The 14,302-nt window shown below is 69.8% G+C and carries 18 protein-coding genes; 5 read left to right on the plus strand and 13 right to left on the minus strand.

Annotation, left to right across the window (positions count from 1 at the left end):
* Window positions 1–140: 140 nt before the first annotated feature.
* Entirely contained in the window at window positions 141–761 is a 621-nt protein-coding gene (locus AC32QD_RS05080) for a histidine phosphotransferase family protein (RefSeq protein WP_492009399.1), read from the minus strand.
* A 61-nt stretch (window positions 762–822) separates the two neighbouring features.
* Between AC32QD_RS05080 and AC32QD_RS05085 the strand changes: the two genes are divergently transcribed.
* The 4 genes from AC32QD_RS05085 (at window position 823) to AC32QD_RS05100 (ending at window position 4,394) form a co-directional block, all read left to right on the plus strand.
* Window positions 823–1,005: a DUF3553 domain-containing protein gene (locus tag AC32QD_RS05085; RefSeq protein WP_492009400.1), complete on the plus strand. Its 183-nt coding sequence runs from the start codon at window positions 823–825 to the stop codon at window positions 1,003–1,005.
* Between the two features lie 114 nt (window positions 1,006–1,119).
* Window positions 1,120–1,923 (plus strand): GNAT family N-acetyltransferase, encoded by an 804-nt coding sequence (locus AC32QD_RS05090; protein WP_492009401.1) that lies wholly within the window; start codon window positions 1,120–1,122, stop codon window positions 1,921–1,923.
* A gap of 37 nt (window positions 1,924–1,960) precedes the next feature.
* Window positions 1,961–2,809, plus strand: coding sequence for a lysophospholipid acyltransferase family protein (locus AC32QD_RS05095; RefSeq protein WP_492009402.1), 849 nt, complete (start codon window positions 1,961–1,963; stop codon window positions 2,807–2,809).
* A gap of 151 nt (window positions 2,810–2,960) precedes the next feature.
* Window positions 2,961–4,394, plus strand: a complete 1,434-nt coding sequence (locus AC32QD_RS05100) for a glutamine synthetase family protein (RefSeq protein WP_492009403.1) — start codon at window positions 2,961–2,963, stop codon at window positions 4,392–4,394.
* 152 nt (window positions 4,395–4,546) lie between these two features.
* Here AC32QD_RS05100 and AC32QD_RS05105 read toward each other — a convergent pair whose 3' ends face one another.
* The 6 genes from AC32QD_RS05105 to AC32QD_RS05130 all read right to left on the minus strand — a co-directional run bounded on the left by AC32QD_RS05105 (window position 4,547) and on the right by AC32QD_RS05130 (window position 8,539).
* Window positions 4,547–5,191 (minus strand): thiamine phosphate synthase, encoded by a 645-nt coding sequence (locus AC32QD_RS05105; protein ID WP_492009404.1) that lies wholly within the window; start codon window positions 5,189–5,191, stop codon window positions 4,547–4,549.
* The gene (locus AC32QD_RS05110) at window positions 5,188–5,541 is read right to left on the minus strand and encodes a hypothetical protein (protein ID WP_492009405.1); all 354 of its coding nucleotides are present in this window, start codon (window positions 5,539–5,541) and stop codon (window positions 5,188–5,190) included. Before AC32QD_RS05110 ends, AC32QD_RS05105 begins: the two co-directional genes overlap by 4 nt.
* Window positions 5,523–6,269, minus strand: a complete 747-nt coding sequence (locus tag AC32QD_RS05115; protein WP_492009406.1) for a hypothetical protein — start codon at window positions 6,267–6,269, stop codon at window positions 5,523–5,525. Before AC32QD_RS05115 ends, AC32QD_RS05110 begins: the two co-directional genes overlap by 19 nt.
* Window positions 6,262–7,005: a hypothetical protein gene (locus AC32QD_RS05120; protein WP_492009407.1), complete on the minus strand. Its 744-nt coding sequence runs from the start codon at window positions 7,003–7,005 to the stop codon at window positions 6,262–6,264. Before AC32QD_RS05120 ends, AC32QD_RS05115 begins: the two co-directional genes overlap by 8 nt.
* Window positions 7,006–7,061: 56 nt before the next feature.
* Window positions 7,062–7,508 (minus strand): cupin domain-containing protein, encoded by a 447-nt coding sequence (locus tag AC32QD_RS05125; RefSeq protein ID WP_492009408.1) that lies wholly within the window; start codon window positions 7,506–7,508, stop codon window positions 7,062–7,064.
* 101 nt (window positions 7,509–7,609) lie between these two features.
* Window positions 7,610–8,539, minus strand: a complete 930-nt coding sequence (locus AC32QD_RS05130) for a class I fructose-bisphosphate aldolase (RefSeq protein WP_492009409.1) — start codon at window positions 8,537–8,539, stop codon at window positions 7,610–7,612.
* Between the two features lie 290 nt (window positions 8,540–8,829).
* Between AC32QD_RS05130 and AC32QD_RS05135 the strand changes: the two genes are divergently transcribed.
* Window positions 8,830–9,465 (plus strand): outer membrane protein, encoded by a 636-nt coding sequence (locus AC32QD_RS05135; RefSeq protein ID WP_492009410.1) that lies wholly within the window; start codon window positions 8,830–8,832, stop codon window positions 9,463–9,465.
* A 93-nt stretch (window positions 9,466–9,558) separates the two neighbouring features.
* Here the strand turns inward: AC32QD_RS05135 and AC32QD_RS05140 are convergent, their stop codons facing one another.
* The 6 genes from AC32QD_RS05140 to AC32QD_RS05165 all read right to left on the minus strand — a co-directional run.
* Entirely contained in the window at window positions 9,559–10,071 is a 513-nt protein-coding gene (locus AC32QD_RS05140) for a hypothetical protein (RefSeq protein ID WP_492009411.1), read from the minus strand.
* A gap of 326 nt (window positions 10,072–10,397) precedes the next feature.
* A complete protein-coding gene (locus AC32QD_RS05145) occupies window positions 10,398–11,591 on the minus strand; it encodes a phosphoglycerate kinase (RefSeq protein WP_492009412.1) in 1,194 nt (397 codons plus the stop codon).
* Between the two features lie 5 nt (window positions 11,592–11,596).
* The gene (locus AC32QD_RS05150) at window positions 11,597–12,532 is read right to left on the minus strand and encodes a cation diffusion facilitator family transporter (protein WP_492009413.1); all 936 of its coding nucleotides are present in this window, start codon (window positions 12,530–12,532) and stop codon (window positions 11,597–11,599) included.
* 35 nt (window positions 12,533–12,567) lie between these two features.
* Complete coding sequence (gap, locus tag AC32QD_RS05155; RefSeq protein ID WP_492009414.1) at window positions 12,568–13,569, minus strand: type I glyceraldehyde-3-phosphate dehydrogenase; 1,002 nt, start codon at window positions 13,567–13,569, stop codon at window positions 12,568–12,570.
* An 87-nt stretch (window positions 13,570–13,656) separates the two neighbouring features.
* Complete coding sequence (locus AC32QD_RS05160) at window positions 13,657–13,797, minus strand: hypothetical protein (RefSeq protein ID WP_492009415.1); 141 nt, start codon at window positions 13,795–13,797, stop codon at window positions 13,657–13,659.
* 73 nt (window positions 13,798–13,870) lie between these two features.
* The coding region (locus tag AC32QD_RS05165; protein WP_492009416.1) for a transketolase-like TK C-terminal-containing protein at window positions 13,871–14,302 on the minus strand (432 nt) is incomplete at its 5' end.

A 14,302-nucleotide genomic window follows, 5' to 3' on the forward strand; every position in this document is an offset into this window, starting at 1 on the left:
CCCCGCCGGGCGATAGCGCCGTTACCCTGCGCGCCCGCGCCCCAGGGGCAGGCCAGGGGCAGGCCAGGGGCAGGCCAGGGGCAGGCGCAATCCTTGCCTCCGATGGCGGCCGAAGCGGCGCGACGGGCCCCGTCTGCCGCTCAGCGGGGCAGAGCGCGCAGGGCGAGCTGGCCCGGCGCCTCGATCGGCTCGACCCGCCCGCCCAGCGCGGCGGCCGCCACCGGGATCAAGGCGAATTCCACCTCCGGCGCGTCGGGGCCGGGTCCGGGCCCTCCCTCCAGCCAGCGCCGGCGCTCGGCGCTCAGCGTCGCCGTCTCCCCCTCGGCCAGCACCGCCAGCGGCAGGTCGCCCGCGCCCGGCAGCACCAGCCGCAGCGTGCCGCCAAGGCCCAGCGCCGCGCGCCCGGCCAGCAGCATCAGCGCGGCCAGCCGTGCCGCCGCACTGCTCAGGGGCGGGCCGCCCGAGCCAGGGCAGCACAGCTGCACCCGCGGCCCCGCCAGCGCCTCCTCGGCGCGCGCGGCCAGCTCGGCGCGCGGCAGCGTCGCCTCCGCGTTGCGCACCGCGCCGAAGGCCAGCCGGTGGAACCGCAGCAGCGCCGCCGCGCGCCGGGCGCTGCGCTCCAGCATCTGCATCTCCTCGGCGGCGTCCGTCCCGGCCAGCTCGCGGATCAGGTCCACCCCGCTCAGCACCGCCCCGACCGGGCTGCCCAGGTCATGGCACAGCCGCGCACAGATCAGCCCGGCCAGGTCGTGTTGCTCCATTTCTGCCCCTCCCCCTCGTCCTGACGCTGGCCTTGGCGCGCCCGATCGGCTACACGGCCCCATGCAGTACGCCCTCCTCGAGGTCGGCGCCATCGTCCGTCACCGGGACCGGCCGGACTGGGGCCTCGGCCAGGTGCAGTCGATCATCGGCTCGCGCATCACCGTCAACTTCGAGCATCAGGGCAAGGTGGTCCTGCAAGGCGATGATCTCCCTTTGGAACTGGTCTCGCCGGACCACCTGTGACCCTAGCACGAACCCGGCGGTGGTTGCGTTAACGGCACAGACCCAATACCTTCCCGCGCCGACCGGGTGGCACCCGGGCCAGGCTGCCGCGGGGCAGGGAGAGAGGCTTAGCGCATGCGCATCGACGCCGGCCGTTACACGGTCAGACTGGCGGAATCGCACGATGACGTCGCCGCCGCCCAGCGCCTGCGCTATCGCGTCTTCGTCGAGGAGATGGGCGCCACGCCCAGCCCCGCGGAGGCGGCCGAGCGGCGCGAGTCCGACCGCTTCGACCCTTGGTGCGACCACCTGCTGCTTATCGACAACGAGTGCGACGATGCGGCCATCGAGCACGGCGTCGTCGGCGTCTACCGCCTGTTGCGCCGCGCTCGCGCCGGCGAGGGAATCGGCTTCTACGGCGCCTCCGAATACGACCTCACCCTGCTCGAGACCTTCCCGCGCGAGACGCTGGAACTCGGCCGCTCCTGCGTCGATGCCCGCCACCGCGGCGGCGCCGGGATGCACCTGATCTGGGCCGGCCTGGGCCAGTATGTCGGCGAGTACGACGTGGCCATCATGTTCGGCGTGGCCAGCTTCCACGGCACCGATCCGCACGAAATGGCCCAGGCGCTCAGCTATCTGCACTACAACCACCTCGCGCCGACCGACCTGCGCGTCACCGCGCGCCCCGACAGCCGCGTCGAGATGGACCTGCTGCCGCCCGAGCAGGTCGACCGCGCCGAGGCCATGCGCCAGATGCCCGCGCTGATCAAGGCCTATATCCGGCTCGGCGGCTTCGTCGGCGAGGGCGCCTGGATCGACCACGCCTTCAACACCGTCGATGTCTGCCTCTTGGTCGACACCTCCCGCATGGTCGAGCGCTACCACAAGTTCTACTCGCGCCAGCGCGGTGCCGAGGTCGACCGCATCCTCGGCTGAGCCGGCGGGCATGGGGCAGGGTGGATATGACCGCGTCATGACAACCTGGCGAGGCGCCGACCCGCCCAAGCTTCCCCCGGCCACGCTGCGCGGCCGCGTGGCGGGCGCCGGGCGCCTCGTGGCCTTCCTCGCCATGACCTTGGCGCTGTTCCCGCTCTTCCTCGCCGGGCGCCTCATGCGCCACTGGCTCGGCCCGGCGGTGATTTTCCACTTCGGCATCGCGCGCGCCTGGTCGCGCGCCACGCTGCGGCTTCTGGGCCTGCGCCATGCCGTGCTGGGCGCGCCGGTGCGCGCCGGCGCGCTGGTCGCCAACCACGCAAGCTGGCTCGACATCCCCGTTCTGCGCGCCGTCACCCTGATCTACTTCGTCGCCAAGGCCGAGGTGCGCGACTGGCCGGTGGTCGGCTACATCACCCATGCCTGCGGCACGCTCTACATCGCGCGCCGCCGCACCGAGGCGAAGCGCCAGGAGGAGGCGCTGCGCGCGCGCATCGCCCGCGACCAGCTTCTGTGCTTCTTCCCCGAGGGCACCTCGACCGACGGCCTGCGCGTGCTCACCTTCAAGAGCTCGCTGTTCTCAGTGTTCTTCAGCGAGCGCGAGGGCGCCGACCTCCTGGTCCAGCCGGTCACCATCCGCTACCGCCCGCCCGCGGGCCAGCCGCCCGAGTTCTACGGCTGGTGGGACGACATGGGGCTGGGCAGCCATGTCTGGGCGGTGATGAGCCGCTCCTTCGGCGGCACGGCCGAGGTGATCTTCCACGACCCCGTCAACCCGCGCGACTTCCCCGACCGCAAGGCCCTGGCCGAGCACTGCCAGCGCGCCGTCGCCGGCGGCCTGCACGACCCCTCCGCCGCGCCGAGCGCACCGGCCCGCCGGGCCCCCTGAAGCACCCCTTCGGCCGCCCAAAGGCGCCCGAAAGGCGCCCGAAAGGCGCCCTTGGAACGGCCCCCGACTCCGCCCCCCTTGCCAGCCGTAACCCCCGCCGTGCTATCCTCGACGCCGAAAACAGCCCGCAAGACAGCCTTTCAGGCCCCTCATGAATGACCCGTTTTCGCCCTCGAGCGAGTCGCGCCTCAAGCGCGTCATCCCGGAGATCAGCCTCGCCGCCTCGCCGCCCTCGACCATCGAGCACATCGAGGACCTGGCGATCTGGCTGCGCGACCACGGCGTCGAGGAGGTCGAGTGCGTCACCCCCGACTTCGCCGGCATTGGGCGGGGCAAGGTGATGCCGACCGACAAGTTCGTGCGCTTCGCGCCGACCTACCTGCCGACCTCGCTGTTCTTTCTCACCATCACCGGCGGCTATCCGAACTTCGAGGAGTTCACCGCCTACAACATCGACGCCGACCTGGCGCTGCGCCCCGATCTGCGCACCACCCGGGCGGTGCCCTGGGCCAGCGACCGCTCGGTGCAGGTGATCCACGACGTGTGCGACCGCGACGGCAATCTGGTCGCGTTCGCGCCGCGCTCGGTGTTGCGCCACGTGCTCGACCAGTATGGCGCCAGTGGCTGGCGCGCCGTGGTAGCGCCCGAGATCGAGTTCTACCTGACCAAGCCGAACACCGACCCGGACTATCCCTTGGAGCCGCCGCTCGGCCGCTCGGGCCGCCGCGCCCAGAAGGCGCAGGCCTACTCGATCGCCGCCGTCGACGAGTACGACTCGGTGATCGAGCACGTCTACGACTACGCCAGCGCGCTGGGGCTCGACATCGACACCATCATCCAGGAGGCCGGCGCCGCCCAGCTCGAGATCAATCTCTTGCACGGCGACCCGCTCGAGCTCGCCGACCAAGTGTTCCTGTTCAAGCGCCTGGTGCGCGAGGCGGCGCTCCGCTGCGGCTGCTACGCCACCTTCATGGCCAAGCCGATGGAGGGCCAGCCCGGCTCGGCCATGCACATCCACCAAAGCGTCGTGGTCAACGAGACCGGCCGCAACCTGTTCTCCACGAAAAAGGGCGAGCCCTCGGACCACTTCCGCCACTTCCTCGGCGGCCAGCAGACCTATCTGCGCGCCGCCACCTGCGTATTCGCGCCCTATGTCAACTCCTACCGCCGGCTGGTGCCGCACCTCACGGCCCCGATCAATCTCGAATGGGGCTACGACAACCGCACCACCGGCCTGCGCGTGCCGATCTCGCCGCCCGAGGCGCGCCGGGTCGAGAACCGCGTGGTCGGCGCCGACGCCAACCCCTATCTGGCCATCGCCGCCTCGCTGGCGGCGGGCTATCTCGGCATGGTCGAGAAGATCGAGCCGCGCGCGCCGACCGAACAGAACTGCTACGAGACGGCCCGCGACCTGCCCTACGGCCTGCTCGAGGCGATCGAGGAGTTCAAGGCCTGCGAGCCCCTGCACAAGGTGCTGGGCGAGCGCTTCTCCGAGCTCTACACCGGCGTCAAGGACCACGAGTTCCAGGAGTTCATGCGCGTCATCAGCCCCTGGGAGCGCGAGCACCTGCTGTTGAACGTGTGAGGCGGCCTGTCTCGCTCGATTGTCTTGCAGGTCAGGTCCGGAGTCTGCGCGAAAGATCGTGATCGGCGTCGAGCGGCGTTCGCGCCGTCCAGGGCACGGGTCCCGGACCTGATCCGGGACCTCGCTCAGGTCGCGCAGTGCGGGCGAGCGACCTATCCCGCCAGCGCCTCCGCATACCGCTCCAGCGCCGCCTCGATCCCCTCGGCCGCCTCCCAGACGCCCATCTCGGGGACCACGAAGTCGGCCGAGTCCTTCAGCCGCGCGGCATCGGCCACGGTGACGCCGCCCTCGGCGACCACCGGCGTCTCGATCATCTCGGCCCACCACTCAAACAGGTCGTCTTCCGCGCGCGTGCCCTCACCCAAGGCGCCCACGTCGCCCACCGGCCCCAGCGAGACATAGTCCGCCCCCGCCTCGGCCACGGTCATGGCCTTGTGCCGCGAGGCCCCGGCGAAGGCGCCGACGATCTTCTCGGGCCCCAGGGCGCGGCGCGACTCGCGCACCGGCGTGCGGCTCGCCGCCAGGTGCACCCCGTCGAGGCCCAGCGGCCCGACCAGCCGGTGGTGCTCGGCGATCACCAGCGCCACGTCCTGCGCATGCGCCACCGGCTGGAATGCCTGCGCCGCCGCGCGCCACCCTGCCTCCGGCGCGGCGCCGAGGTCGAGCCGAAGGCACGCGACAAGCCCCGTGGCCAGCGCCCGGTCGGCCAACGCCGCGACGGAGTCCGCATCGGCAAGCGCCGGCGTCACCAGGTAGAGCCTCTGCTCCTGCGGCCGCGCATCCATCGCTCGCGTCACGACCCCTTCGGCCGGATTCTGAAGCCGCCGCCCGCCGGGCTCCCCGCCCCGGTGGGTTTCGCCGCCGGCGACTCCTGGCCCTGCGGCGCACGCCGGGAGCCGCCGGTGGTCAGGCCCGCCTCGCCGAATTGCTTGCCGGTCTGCTGCTGATAGGCGGCGAGATGCTGGTTCAGAAACGTCAGCAGCTGGACGAAGTCCTGCTCGCGCATGACCAGGTCGATCACGTCCTCGGGCGGCGCCGGCCGTGGCTGGCCCGCCTCCGACCGCATGGCCTGATCCTGCAGCGTGAAGCTGACGACACCGCCCTGGATCACGAAATTGGCCATCGAGTTCACGAAAAGTCTGGGCATCCGATCCTCTTGGGCTGGAGCAGCCGCACTGGCCGGCGCCGTGCGGCCTCGGTGAACATCGGGCCGACATTGCGACCATACGAGGTGACGTTGTCGACCTGAGCGACATGGCGCATCAGGGCTGGCGTGGCTGCGGCCTCGACCATGTGCGGGCGCTTCGCCGGGTCGTCGAACTCGAAAATGATGTAGACCATCGGGTCGCCGCGCCGCAGCACCCAGTCGCGCTCGCGATCCTGCCATTCCAACACGCAGTTGAGCGGACGCGGCCAGCTGCGCAGCGGGAACCGCCCCGAGACGACAGTCCCGGGCCAGTCGCGGAACCCCTCCCACAGGAACGGCGGCATCAACTGGATCGCGCACTCCTCCTCGGTGAGCATCATGAGGTTGAGCGAGATCTGAACCGCCGGCACCGCGGGATCTCGCTGCGCTGTCTTCATGATGGGCGAGACGAGGCCGCGGAACCCTGCTTGCGAAAGGCCGCCCTGTTCGGGCACGCGTTGGAACTGCACGGGCGTGACGCCGGGCGGCGAGGGGCGGATCCTCAGGTTGAAGGGGCAGCGAACCTCGACGATCCGGTGCGCGAGATCGTTGGCCGGGCCGTCGAGCGGGAACAAACCCATGCGCGCGGCGATCTCGCCCGCCCCCAGCAGCCTCGGCGGGAAGAACGCCAACGCCGCCTGCGGCGAGCAGTTGCGCCATCCGACGTCGACGGTCACTGGCTCAGGCACGCTCCGCCTCCTTGAGCGGCACGAGCAGCCGCTCGGGCCGGCGCGCCTTGGCCGTCTCCCAGACCTCCTCGACGTTCGGTGTGAGGTGGTGAATTCCCTGCATGCCCTTGCGGTACTCGTCGAGCTCGGGCGTCAGCGCAGCCTCGATCAGGCGCGGCCGCTTGCTCGGATGGTTGAATTCGAACAGGAAATAGCACAGCGGCTCGCCCTGGCGGATGGCGAGCTCCTCGCCTGGGCGGTCCCATTCGAAGGCCCAGGTAAGGTTCTGCGGCCAGATGGTCAGCGGGAACCGCCCCGCGATCATGGCGCCGGGCCAGCGCCGCATTGCCAAGCTGAAGAAGGGCGGCAGCTCAGCCACCATGCAAGGCGTGTCGGTGACCAGGAAGAACGGCAGCGAAATCTGCAGCACCGGCACCTTCGGGTGCCGCCAGCGCTCGGGCGGCTCGAGCGTGATCATCTCGCCGAGCTGCTCGGGCTGAGCCAAGGTCCCGGTCGGCAGCACGTCGAGCGCCGGCTCGCCGTTTTCCTCTCCCAGCCTCAGTCGGACACCGATGGGCGAGGGCATCTCGACAAGCTGCCGCTCGATGCTGTTCACGGCCGGGCAGTTCTGCACCGCGCGCATCGCCATCGGACGGTCACGCTGCGAGAACACCGTGCGCGGCGGTTGGAAGGCAAACCCTCCCGAAGGGTTGGCCAGGCAATAACCGACATCACAATGGACGACATCGCCGTACATCGGTCCCTCCTTTCGCCAACTCACCGTCTAGCAGAGACCTGATTTCGCTGCCACTGTCACCAGGCGCCGCCCTGCCGGCCGGGCTCCCAGCCCGGGGGTGCCAGCTCGAAGCCGTCGAACACGAAGCCCGGGCTGACCGTGCAGCCGACCAGGGTGAAGCCGGCGCCGGCCCCGGGCGCCGCGCTCTGCCACCACCCCGCGGGCACGACGACCTGCGGCCGCTCGCCGGCGCCCAAGTCGGGCCCCAGCACCGCCTCGCGCCGCGCCCGGCCGTCGTCCGACAGCGCCATGACCAGCGGCGCGCCCAGATACCAGTGCCAGATCTCCGCCGCGTCCACCCGGTGCCAGCGCGAGATCTGGCCCGCCTCCAGCAGGTAGTAGATCGCGGTCCCCGAGGCCCTCTGTCCCTCGGGCGCGGCCGCCCTCCAGGTCTCGCGAAACCAGCCGCCCTCGGGATGGGCCGCAAGCTCAAGTGTCTCGATGATCCGCCGCGCGGAGGTCATGCCCCTCTCTCCGGCAAGGGCGGGCACCGCCCGCTTTTTGCAAGAACGCCGGCCCGATCGGACGGTTCCCGGGGTGCGGGCAAGGGGGTGTGGGGCAGGGGCTATTCGCGCCCCTTGTAGATGTCGACCAGGCGGCTCAGCATGGCCAGCGCCTCGTCGCGCGGGCGCTGGAAGGTGTTGCGCCCGATGATCGAGCCGTTGCCGCCGCCGTCGCGGATCGCCCGAGCATCGTCGTAGACCGAGCTCTCGCCCTTCTTGGCCCCGCCCGAGAACACCACGATGCGCCGCCCGTCGAAGGCCGACTGCATGACGTGGCGCACGCGCGCCGCCTGGCTCGAGATGTCCACGCCCTGGGCTTCGTAAACCTTCCTGGCCTCGGCCTGCTCCAGGTGGTCGGAGGGCAGCTTCACCTTGATGATATGGGCGCCCAGCAGCGCCGCGATCTGCGCCGCGTAGGCGGCCACGTCCATCGCCGTCTCGCCCTCCTTGGACAGCGCCTCGCCGCGCGGGTAGGACCAGATCACCGTGGCGAGCCCGACCGAGGCCGCCTCGGCGCGCATCTCGGCGATCTCCTCGAACATGCCCAGGGCCGCGGCCGAGCCGGGATAGATGGTGAACCCGATCGCGGCGCAGCCAAGCCGCAGCGCGTCGGCGACCGAGGCGGTCATCGCCTGGTCCTTGGGCGCGTCACTGGGCATCAGCGAGTTGGCCGAGTTGGCCTTCAGGATCGTCGGGATCTGCCCCGCGAAGCTGTCGGCGCCGGCCTCCAGCATCCCCAAGGGCGCGGCATAGGCGCTCAGCCCCGCCTCGATCGCCAGCGCGTAGTGATAGTGCGGGTCGTAGGCTGGCGGGTTCGGCGCGAACGAGCGCGCCGGCCCGTGCTCGAAGCCCTGGTCGACCGGCAGGATGACCATCTTGCCGGTCCCGCCCAGCTTGCCGTGCATCAGCACATGGCACAGCTTGGCCTTCACGCCGGGCGTCTCGCCCTCGTAGTTCGACAGGATCTTCTGGACCGCGCGGGTGGCTTTCATGCTGGCAACTCCCGTATGTCAGCGCAGGCTCGACAGGCGAATAGAGGACAGCGCGCCGCCTGGTCAAGCCTGACCGGCCGGGCAGCCGGGGCCCGGGCGGGCCGATTCCGTGCCGCTGCACCACATCTCTTGTGGCAAAAATGCGCCACGGCGCCCAATTCTGATGTCGGGCCGCCACTGCGGCGCTGCGGATGCTTCCGGGCGGCCGAGGACATCGGTAAAAGGAGCGTTAATCAACTTGTGGGAGAGTGGAGAGGGTAGGCATTATGAAGACATCACGCTTTGTCGCAATGACGGCTGCGGCTATCCTCGTGGCGTCGGCCGCCCAGGCCGACCCTTCCGAGTTCGCTGGCTTCTATGCCGGTGCCCATGTCGGCTACACCTCTGCCAAGGCGGATGTGGCCGGCGGCAACATGGAAGACGACGCCCTCATGGGCGGCTTCCAGGCCGGCTACAACTGGCACAGCGGCAACATCATCTGGGGGCTCGAGACCGATATCTCGCTGACCGGCGCGCATCCTCAGGGGACATGCCCGTTCAATTCCGGTGCGCATTGCAGCGTCGACCCGGTGATGTTCTCCACGCTGCGCGCGCGGGCGGGCTATGCCACGGGCAACTGGCTGTTCTACCTGACCGGCGGCGCGGCCGCGGGGCGCTTCGACGTCGAGAGCAACAGCCTGGCCGGCCAGACCCACGACCACGAGGGCGCGTTGGGCTGGACCGGCGGGGTCGGGGTCGAGTACCTGCTCGGCGGCGGGATGCCGGGGCCGCGCAATGTCGGCCTGAAGCTCGAGTACCGCTACATCGACCTGTCGAACGACCTGATCAGCCAGGCCGATTTCGATTCCGGGCCGAACAATGCCAGCAAGCACAATATCGACTTCACATCCCACACCGTCATGGTTGGGCTGAACTGGCACTTCTGACGACGCGGGCCTTCGGGGGGTGCGCGAAGGGCGGCCGATCCGGCCGCCCTTTTCAGTTCCGCCCGGCCGGCGCCCGCGGCCCGCGCGGCGGCGTCAGGAGGCCGTCTTCGGCGCCGCGAGCTCGGCCTGACGGTGCGCTGCGTCCCCGTCGCCATCCGGGGCGAGCCTTTTGCTGCACGCTCCCTGGGGCCAGATCCTGAGCAGTTGGTCGTAGTCCACCCTGGCGAAGCCGATCCAGTCGTAATAGGCCATGTTGCCCTCGAACCACTTCTCCAGCGGTGCGGGCAGCTTGTGCGCGAACCACGCGGTTGCCTCCGGCGCGGGGATCAGCCCCATGTAGCTCGCCGCGTGGGGTGAGAACACTGCGTTCTTGGTGTAACAGGCGCCGGGCAGCGAAAAGGCGAGGAAGGCATCCGCCGAAATCACCTGGCCGTCGATCACGACCTGCTTATGCTTGGCCGCGATTTCCCTGTATTCCTCGAGCTTTTGGTTGGCAAACCCGCCGCCGCCGAAGGTGATCCGCACCTCATGCGCCGTCTCGGTGTAGATCGTCGGGGTGCAGCCACCGGCAAGCAACGCAAGCGCGAGCAGAGTCATCCGTATCATCTCGGTCATCCTTGTCGATGAGCCTCACGTTGCGTGAGGAGACGATAGCGAATGTCGCAAGCATGGATTGAAGTGCGTTTAATCGAATACTTCAAATTTTATGCAAATTATTAGGTGTGACACGGGGTGCTGGCGATCTTGCTTGCAATAGTTGTGCCAAAGAATTTACGCGCGGGTCAGGGATGATTCAGCGAAGGATTTTGGGAGAAATCCGCGAGGACTCGAGTCCATTAGAAAGACAGATAATCCATTATTGAATTCTATACGAATTGCACCGCAGGGCGATCGCCGCCCTTGCTTCGAAAGTGGGACGGCCGCAGCCCGGCTCAGCGGTGCTCCAGCGCCGCCACGCCGGGCAGGGTCTTGCCCTCGAGCCATTCCAGGAAGGCGCCGCCCGCGGTCGAGACGAAGCTGAAGTCCCCGGCCACCCCGGCCGCGTTCAGCGCCGCAACGGTGTCGCCGCCCCCGGCCACCGTGACCAGCCTGCCGGCCCGGGTCAGCTCGGCGGCGGTGCGCGCCGCGGCCAGCGTGGCGCGGTCGAAGGGCGGCGTCTCGAAGGCGCCCAGCGGCCCGTTCCACAGCACCGTGCGCGCGGCGCGAAAGCGCGCCTCGACATCGGCCAGCGAGTCGGGCCCGATGTCCAGGATCATCTCCTCGGGCGGGCAGGCGTGGGCCGCGACCACCTGGCTGGCCACGCCCTCGGCCAGCGCGTGCGCCACCACCACGTCGCGGGGCAGCACCAGCTCGCAGCCCGCCGCCTCGCCCCGGGCCATGACCTCGCGCGCCGTGCCCGAGAGGTCGGGCTCGGCCAGCGAGCGGCCGATCTCGGCGCCCTGCGCCGCCAGGAAGGTGTTGGCCATGCCGCCGCCGTTGATCAGCTGGTCGCACTTGGCGGTGAGGTTGCTCAGAAGCTCGATCTTGGTCGAGACCTTGGCGCCACCCACCACCGCGACCAGCGGCCGCTCGGGCCGCTCCAGCGCGCGCTCCAGCGCGTGGATCTCGGCCTCCATCAGCCGCCCCGACGCCGCCGGCAGCCGGTGCGCCAGCCCCTCGGTCGAGGCATGGGCCCGGTGCGCCGCCGAGAAGGCGTCGTTGACATAGGCCTCGCCCAGCCGCGCCAGCGCGTCGGCGAAGCCGGGGTCGTTGGCCTCCTCGCCGGCATGGAAGCGGGTGTTCTCGAGCAGCAGCACCTCGCCCGCGGGCAGGTCCCGCGCCGCCTGCTCGGCCGCCTCGCCGATGCAGTCCTGGGCAAAGCGCACCGGCACGCCCAGCGCCGCCTCCAGCGCCGGCACCACCACCTTGAGCGACATCCCGGCCTCGCGCTTGCCCTTGGGCCGGCCGAAATGCGCCAGCAGGATCGGCCGCCCGCCCTTGTCCATGATCTCGCGGAGGGTCGGCAGGCTGGCGCGGATGCGTGTGTCGTCGGTGACACGCCCGTCCTTGACCGGCACGTTGAGGTCGACGCGCACCAGCACGCGCTTGCCCCTCAGCTCGAGATCGTCGAGGGTCCTGTGGCTCATCGCTGCTATCCCTTTCCCTCGGCGCCTGCCGTTGCCGCCTCCGGCGCCTCGATCTCGATGGTGGCGTGGCCGATGCCGTGATACTCGGCCAGCCGCTCGCGCAGCGCGCACCGCGCCGCCTCGGCATCCCCGCCTGGTGCCAGCCGCACCTGCAGCGTGATCATCGGTCGCTTCTCGCTGATCGACCAGACATGCACATGGTGCACCTCGGCCACGCCGGGCAGCTCGGCCAGGTCGGCCTCGATCTCGCGCGCGTCCTGGCCGGGCGGCGCCGCCTCCAGCAGGATGTGGCCCGAATCGCGCACCACCCGCCAGGCGGCCACCGCGATCAGCACCACCATCAGCACCGAGGCCAGCGGGTCCGCCGCCACCCAGCCGGTCCACATGATGATCAGCGCCGCGGCGATCGCGCCGATCGAGCCCAGAAGGTCGCCCAGCACGTGCAGCGCCGCGCTGCGCATGTTCAGGCTGTCACGGTCGCCGCCATGCAGCACCGCGAAGCAGGCGATGTTTACCACCAGCCCCAGCGCCGCCACCGCCAGCATCGCATCGGCCTCGACATGGATGGGCGAGAGGAAGCGGCTGGCCGCCTCGAACACGATCCACAGCGAGATGGCGAACAGCGCCAGGCCGTTGACGAAGGCCGCCAGCACCGAGAAGCGGTCGAAGCCGTAGGTGCGCTTCCAGTCCGCCGGCCGCAGCGCCAGGTGCGCCGCACCCCAGGCCAGCCCCAGCGAGGCGAAGTCGGTCAGCATGTGCCCGGCATCGGCCAAAAGCGCCAGCGAGCCCGAGATCAGCCCGCCCGCCACCTCGACCACCATGAAGCCGCCGGTGAGCAGCGCCGCGATCGCCAGCCGCCGTTCGCTGCCCGGCCCGTGGGCGTGGGCATGGCCGTGCCCGTGCCCGTGCCCATGATCGTGATGTGCGTGCCCTGCGGCCATGTCCTCCCCGCTGCGCGCCGCTCAGCCCAGCGCGCTCAGCCCAGCGCGCCCATGGCCACGGCGACGTCGGCCATGCGGTTGGAAAAGCCCCACTCGTTGTCGTACCACGACATCACGCGGCAGAACGTGCCGTCCATCACCTTGGTCTGGTCCAGGTGAAAGACTGAGGAGTGGCTGTCGTGGTTGAAGTCCATGGAAACAAGGGGTTCGTCTGTGAAGCCGAGAATTCCCTTCAACTCCTGGCCGGCCGCTTCGCGCACCGCTTCGTTGATCTCCTCGACCGAGGTCTTGCGCTTGGCGACGAACTTGAAGTCGACCACCGAGACGTTCGGGGTCGGCACCCGGATCGCCACGCCGTCCAGCCGGCCGTTGAGCTTGGGCAGCACCAGGCCGACGGCCCGCGCCGCGCCGGTCGAGGTCGGGATCATCGACATTGCCGCCGCGCGCGCCCGGTAGAGGTCCTTGTGCAGCGTGTCCAGCGTCGGCTGGTCGCCGGTGTAGCTGTGGATCGTGGTCATGAAGCCCTTGTCGATGCCGATCGCCTTGTTCATCACATAGGCCACCGGCGCCAGGCAGTTGGTGGTGCACGACGCGTTCGAGACCACCTTGTCGCCGGCGCCCAGCTCGCGGTGGTTCACGCCGTAGACCACGGTCTTGTCGGCGCCTGACGCCGGCGCCGAGATCAGCACCCGCTTCGAGCCGTTCTCGAGGTGCACCGCGGCCTTCTCCTTCGAGGTGAAGATGCCGGTGCATTCCAGCGCCACGTCCACGTCGGCCCAGGGCAGCTCGGCGGGGTTGCGGATGGCGGTGACCTCGATCGGGCCGCGGCCGGCGTCGATGGTCGAGCCCTTCACCGTCACCTCGTGCGGGAAGCGGCCGTGGACGCTGTCGTAGCGCAGCAGGTGCGCGTTGGTCTCGACCGGGCCGAGGTCGTTCAGCGCCACGACCTCGATATCGGTCCGGCCGGATTCGACGATCGCCCGCAGCACGTTCCGCCCGATGCGGCCGAACCCGTTGATGGCTACTTTAACGGTCATGGACTTGTCCTCCGAAATGCGGTGACTGTTATCGCTAACAAGAGCATATCGCCACCAAGGTCAACATCATTCCGCATCGTAGCCCCCCTAGCGCCAGACGGCGATGCGATCCATCATCGCGAGCACCTTGCGCCCGATGAAGACGCTCGCGCCCCAGCCGAAATAGACATCGAGCGTGATCGCCAGTACGATCAGGACGCCGAGGATCAGGGCGAGGCGGTTCGTCACGGTCGGACTCGCGAGGCTCCTTTGGCCGAGGGCATAGCCCTTGCCCGAAAGGGGGGCAAGGGCCGTGGCGTTTTCAGAGCAGCGCGCGGACCTTCGCGGCGACGTTTTCGGCGGTGATCCCGAAGTGCACGTAGAGCTCTTCGGCGGGGGCCGAGGCCCCGAAGCTCTCCATCCCCACGAATGCCGCCTTGGCCTCGCGTCCGCGCTCGCCGCAAAGCCAGCGGTCCCAGCCCATCGGGCTTGCCGCCTCGATCCCGACGCGGACTGGCCCGGCCGGAAGCACCTTGCGGCGATAGCTTTCTGGCTGCGCCGAGAACAGCTCCCAGCAAGGCATCGAGACGACGCGGGTGCCGATCCCCTCGCCCTCGAGCGCCTCGCGCGCCTTGAGCGCGATCTCGATCTCGGAGCCGGTCGCGAGCAGGATTGCCTGCCGCTTGCCCGTCGCCTCGGCCAGAACATAGGCGCCCTGGGAGGTCAGGTTCTTGTTGGTGTGCGCGGTGCGCAC

It is taken from the genome of Thermohalobaculum sp., assembly GCF_058622915.1.

Bases quoted from the DNA above. Each gene is read 5' to 3' on its own strand.
- AC32QD_RS05140 (WP_492009411.1), bottom strand. From the start codon at position 10,071: ATGATACGGATGACTCTGCTCGCGCTTGCGTTGCTTGCCGGTGGCTGC.
- AC32QD_RS05150 (WP_492009413.1), bottom strand. From the start codon at position 12,532: ATGGCCGCAGGGCACGCACATCACGATCATGGGCACGGGCACGGGCAC.
- AC32QD_RS05080 (WP_492009399.1), bottom strand. From the start codon at position 761: ATGGAGCAACACGACCTGGCCGGGCTGATCTGTGCGCGGCTGTGCCAT.
- AC32QD_RS05095 (WP_492009402.1), top strand. From the start codon at position 1,961: ATGACAACCTGGCGAGGCGCCGACCCGCCCAAGCTTCCCCCGGCCACG.
- AC32QD_RS05110 (WP_492009405.1), bottom strand. From the start codon at position 5,541: ATGCCCAGACTTTTCGTGAACTCGATGGCCAATTTCGTGATCCAGGGC.
- AC32QD_RS05135 (WP_492009410.1), top strand. From the start codon at position 8,830: ATGACGGCTGCGGCTATCCTCGTGGCGTCGGCCGCCCAGGCCGACCCT.
- AC32QD_RS05130 (WP_492009409.1), bottom strand. From the start codon at position 8,539: ATGAAAGCCACCCGCGCGGTCCAGAAGATCCTGTCGAACTACGAGGGC.
- AC32QD_RS05120 (WP_492009407.1), bottom strand. From the start codon at position 7,005: ATGTACGGCGATGTCGTCCATTGTGATGTCGGTTATTGCCTGGCCAAC.
- AC32QD_RS05085 (WP_492009400.1), top strand. From the start codon at position 823: ATGCAGTACGCCCTCCTCGAGGTCGGCGCCATCGTCCGTCACCGGGAC.
- AC32QD_RS05090 (WP_492009401.1), top strand. From the start codon at position 1,120: ATGCGCATCGACGCCGGCCGTTACACGGTCAGACTGGCGGAATCGCAC.
- gap (WP_492009414.1), bottom strand. From the start codon at position 13,569: ATGACCGTTAAAGTAGCCATCAACGGGTTCGGCCGCATCGGGCGGAAC.
- AC32QD_RS05145 (WP_492009412.1), bottom strand. From the start codon at position 11,591: ATGAGCCACAGGACCCTCGACGATCTCGAGCTGAGGGGCAAGCGCGTG.
- AC32QD_RS05125 (WP_492009408.1), bottom strand. From the start codon at position 7,508: ATGACCTCCGCGCGGCGGATCATCGAGACACTTGAGCTTGCGGCCCAT.
- AC32QD_RS05100 (WP_492009403.1), top strand. From the start codon at position 2,961: ATGAATGACCCGTTTTCGCCCTCGAGCGAGTCGCGCCTCAAGCGCGTC.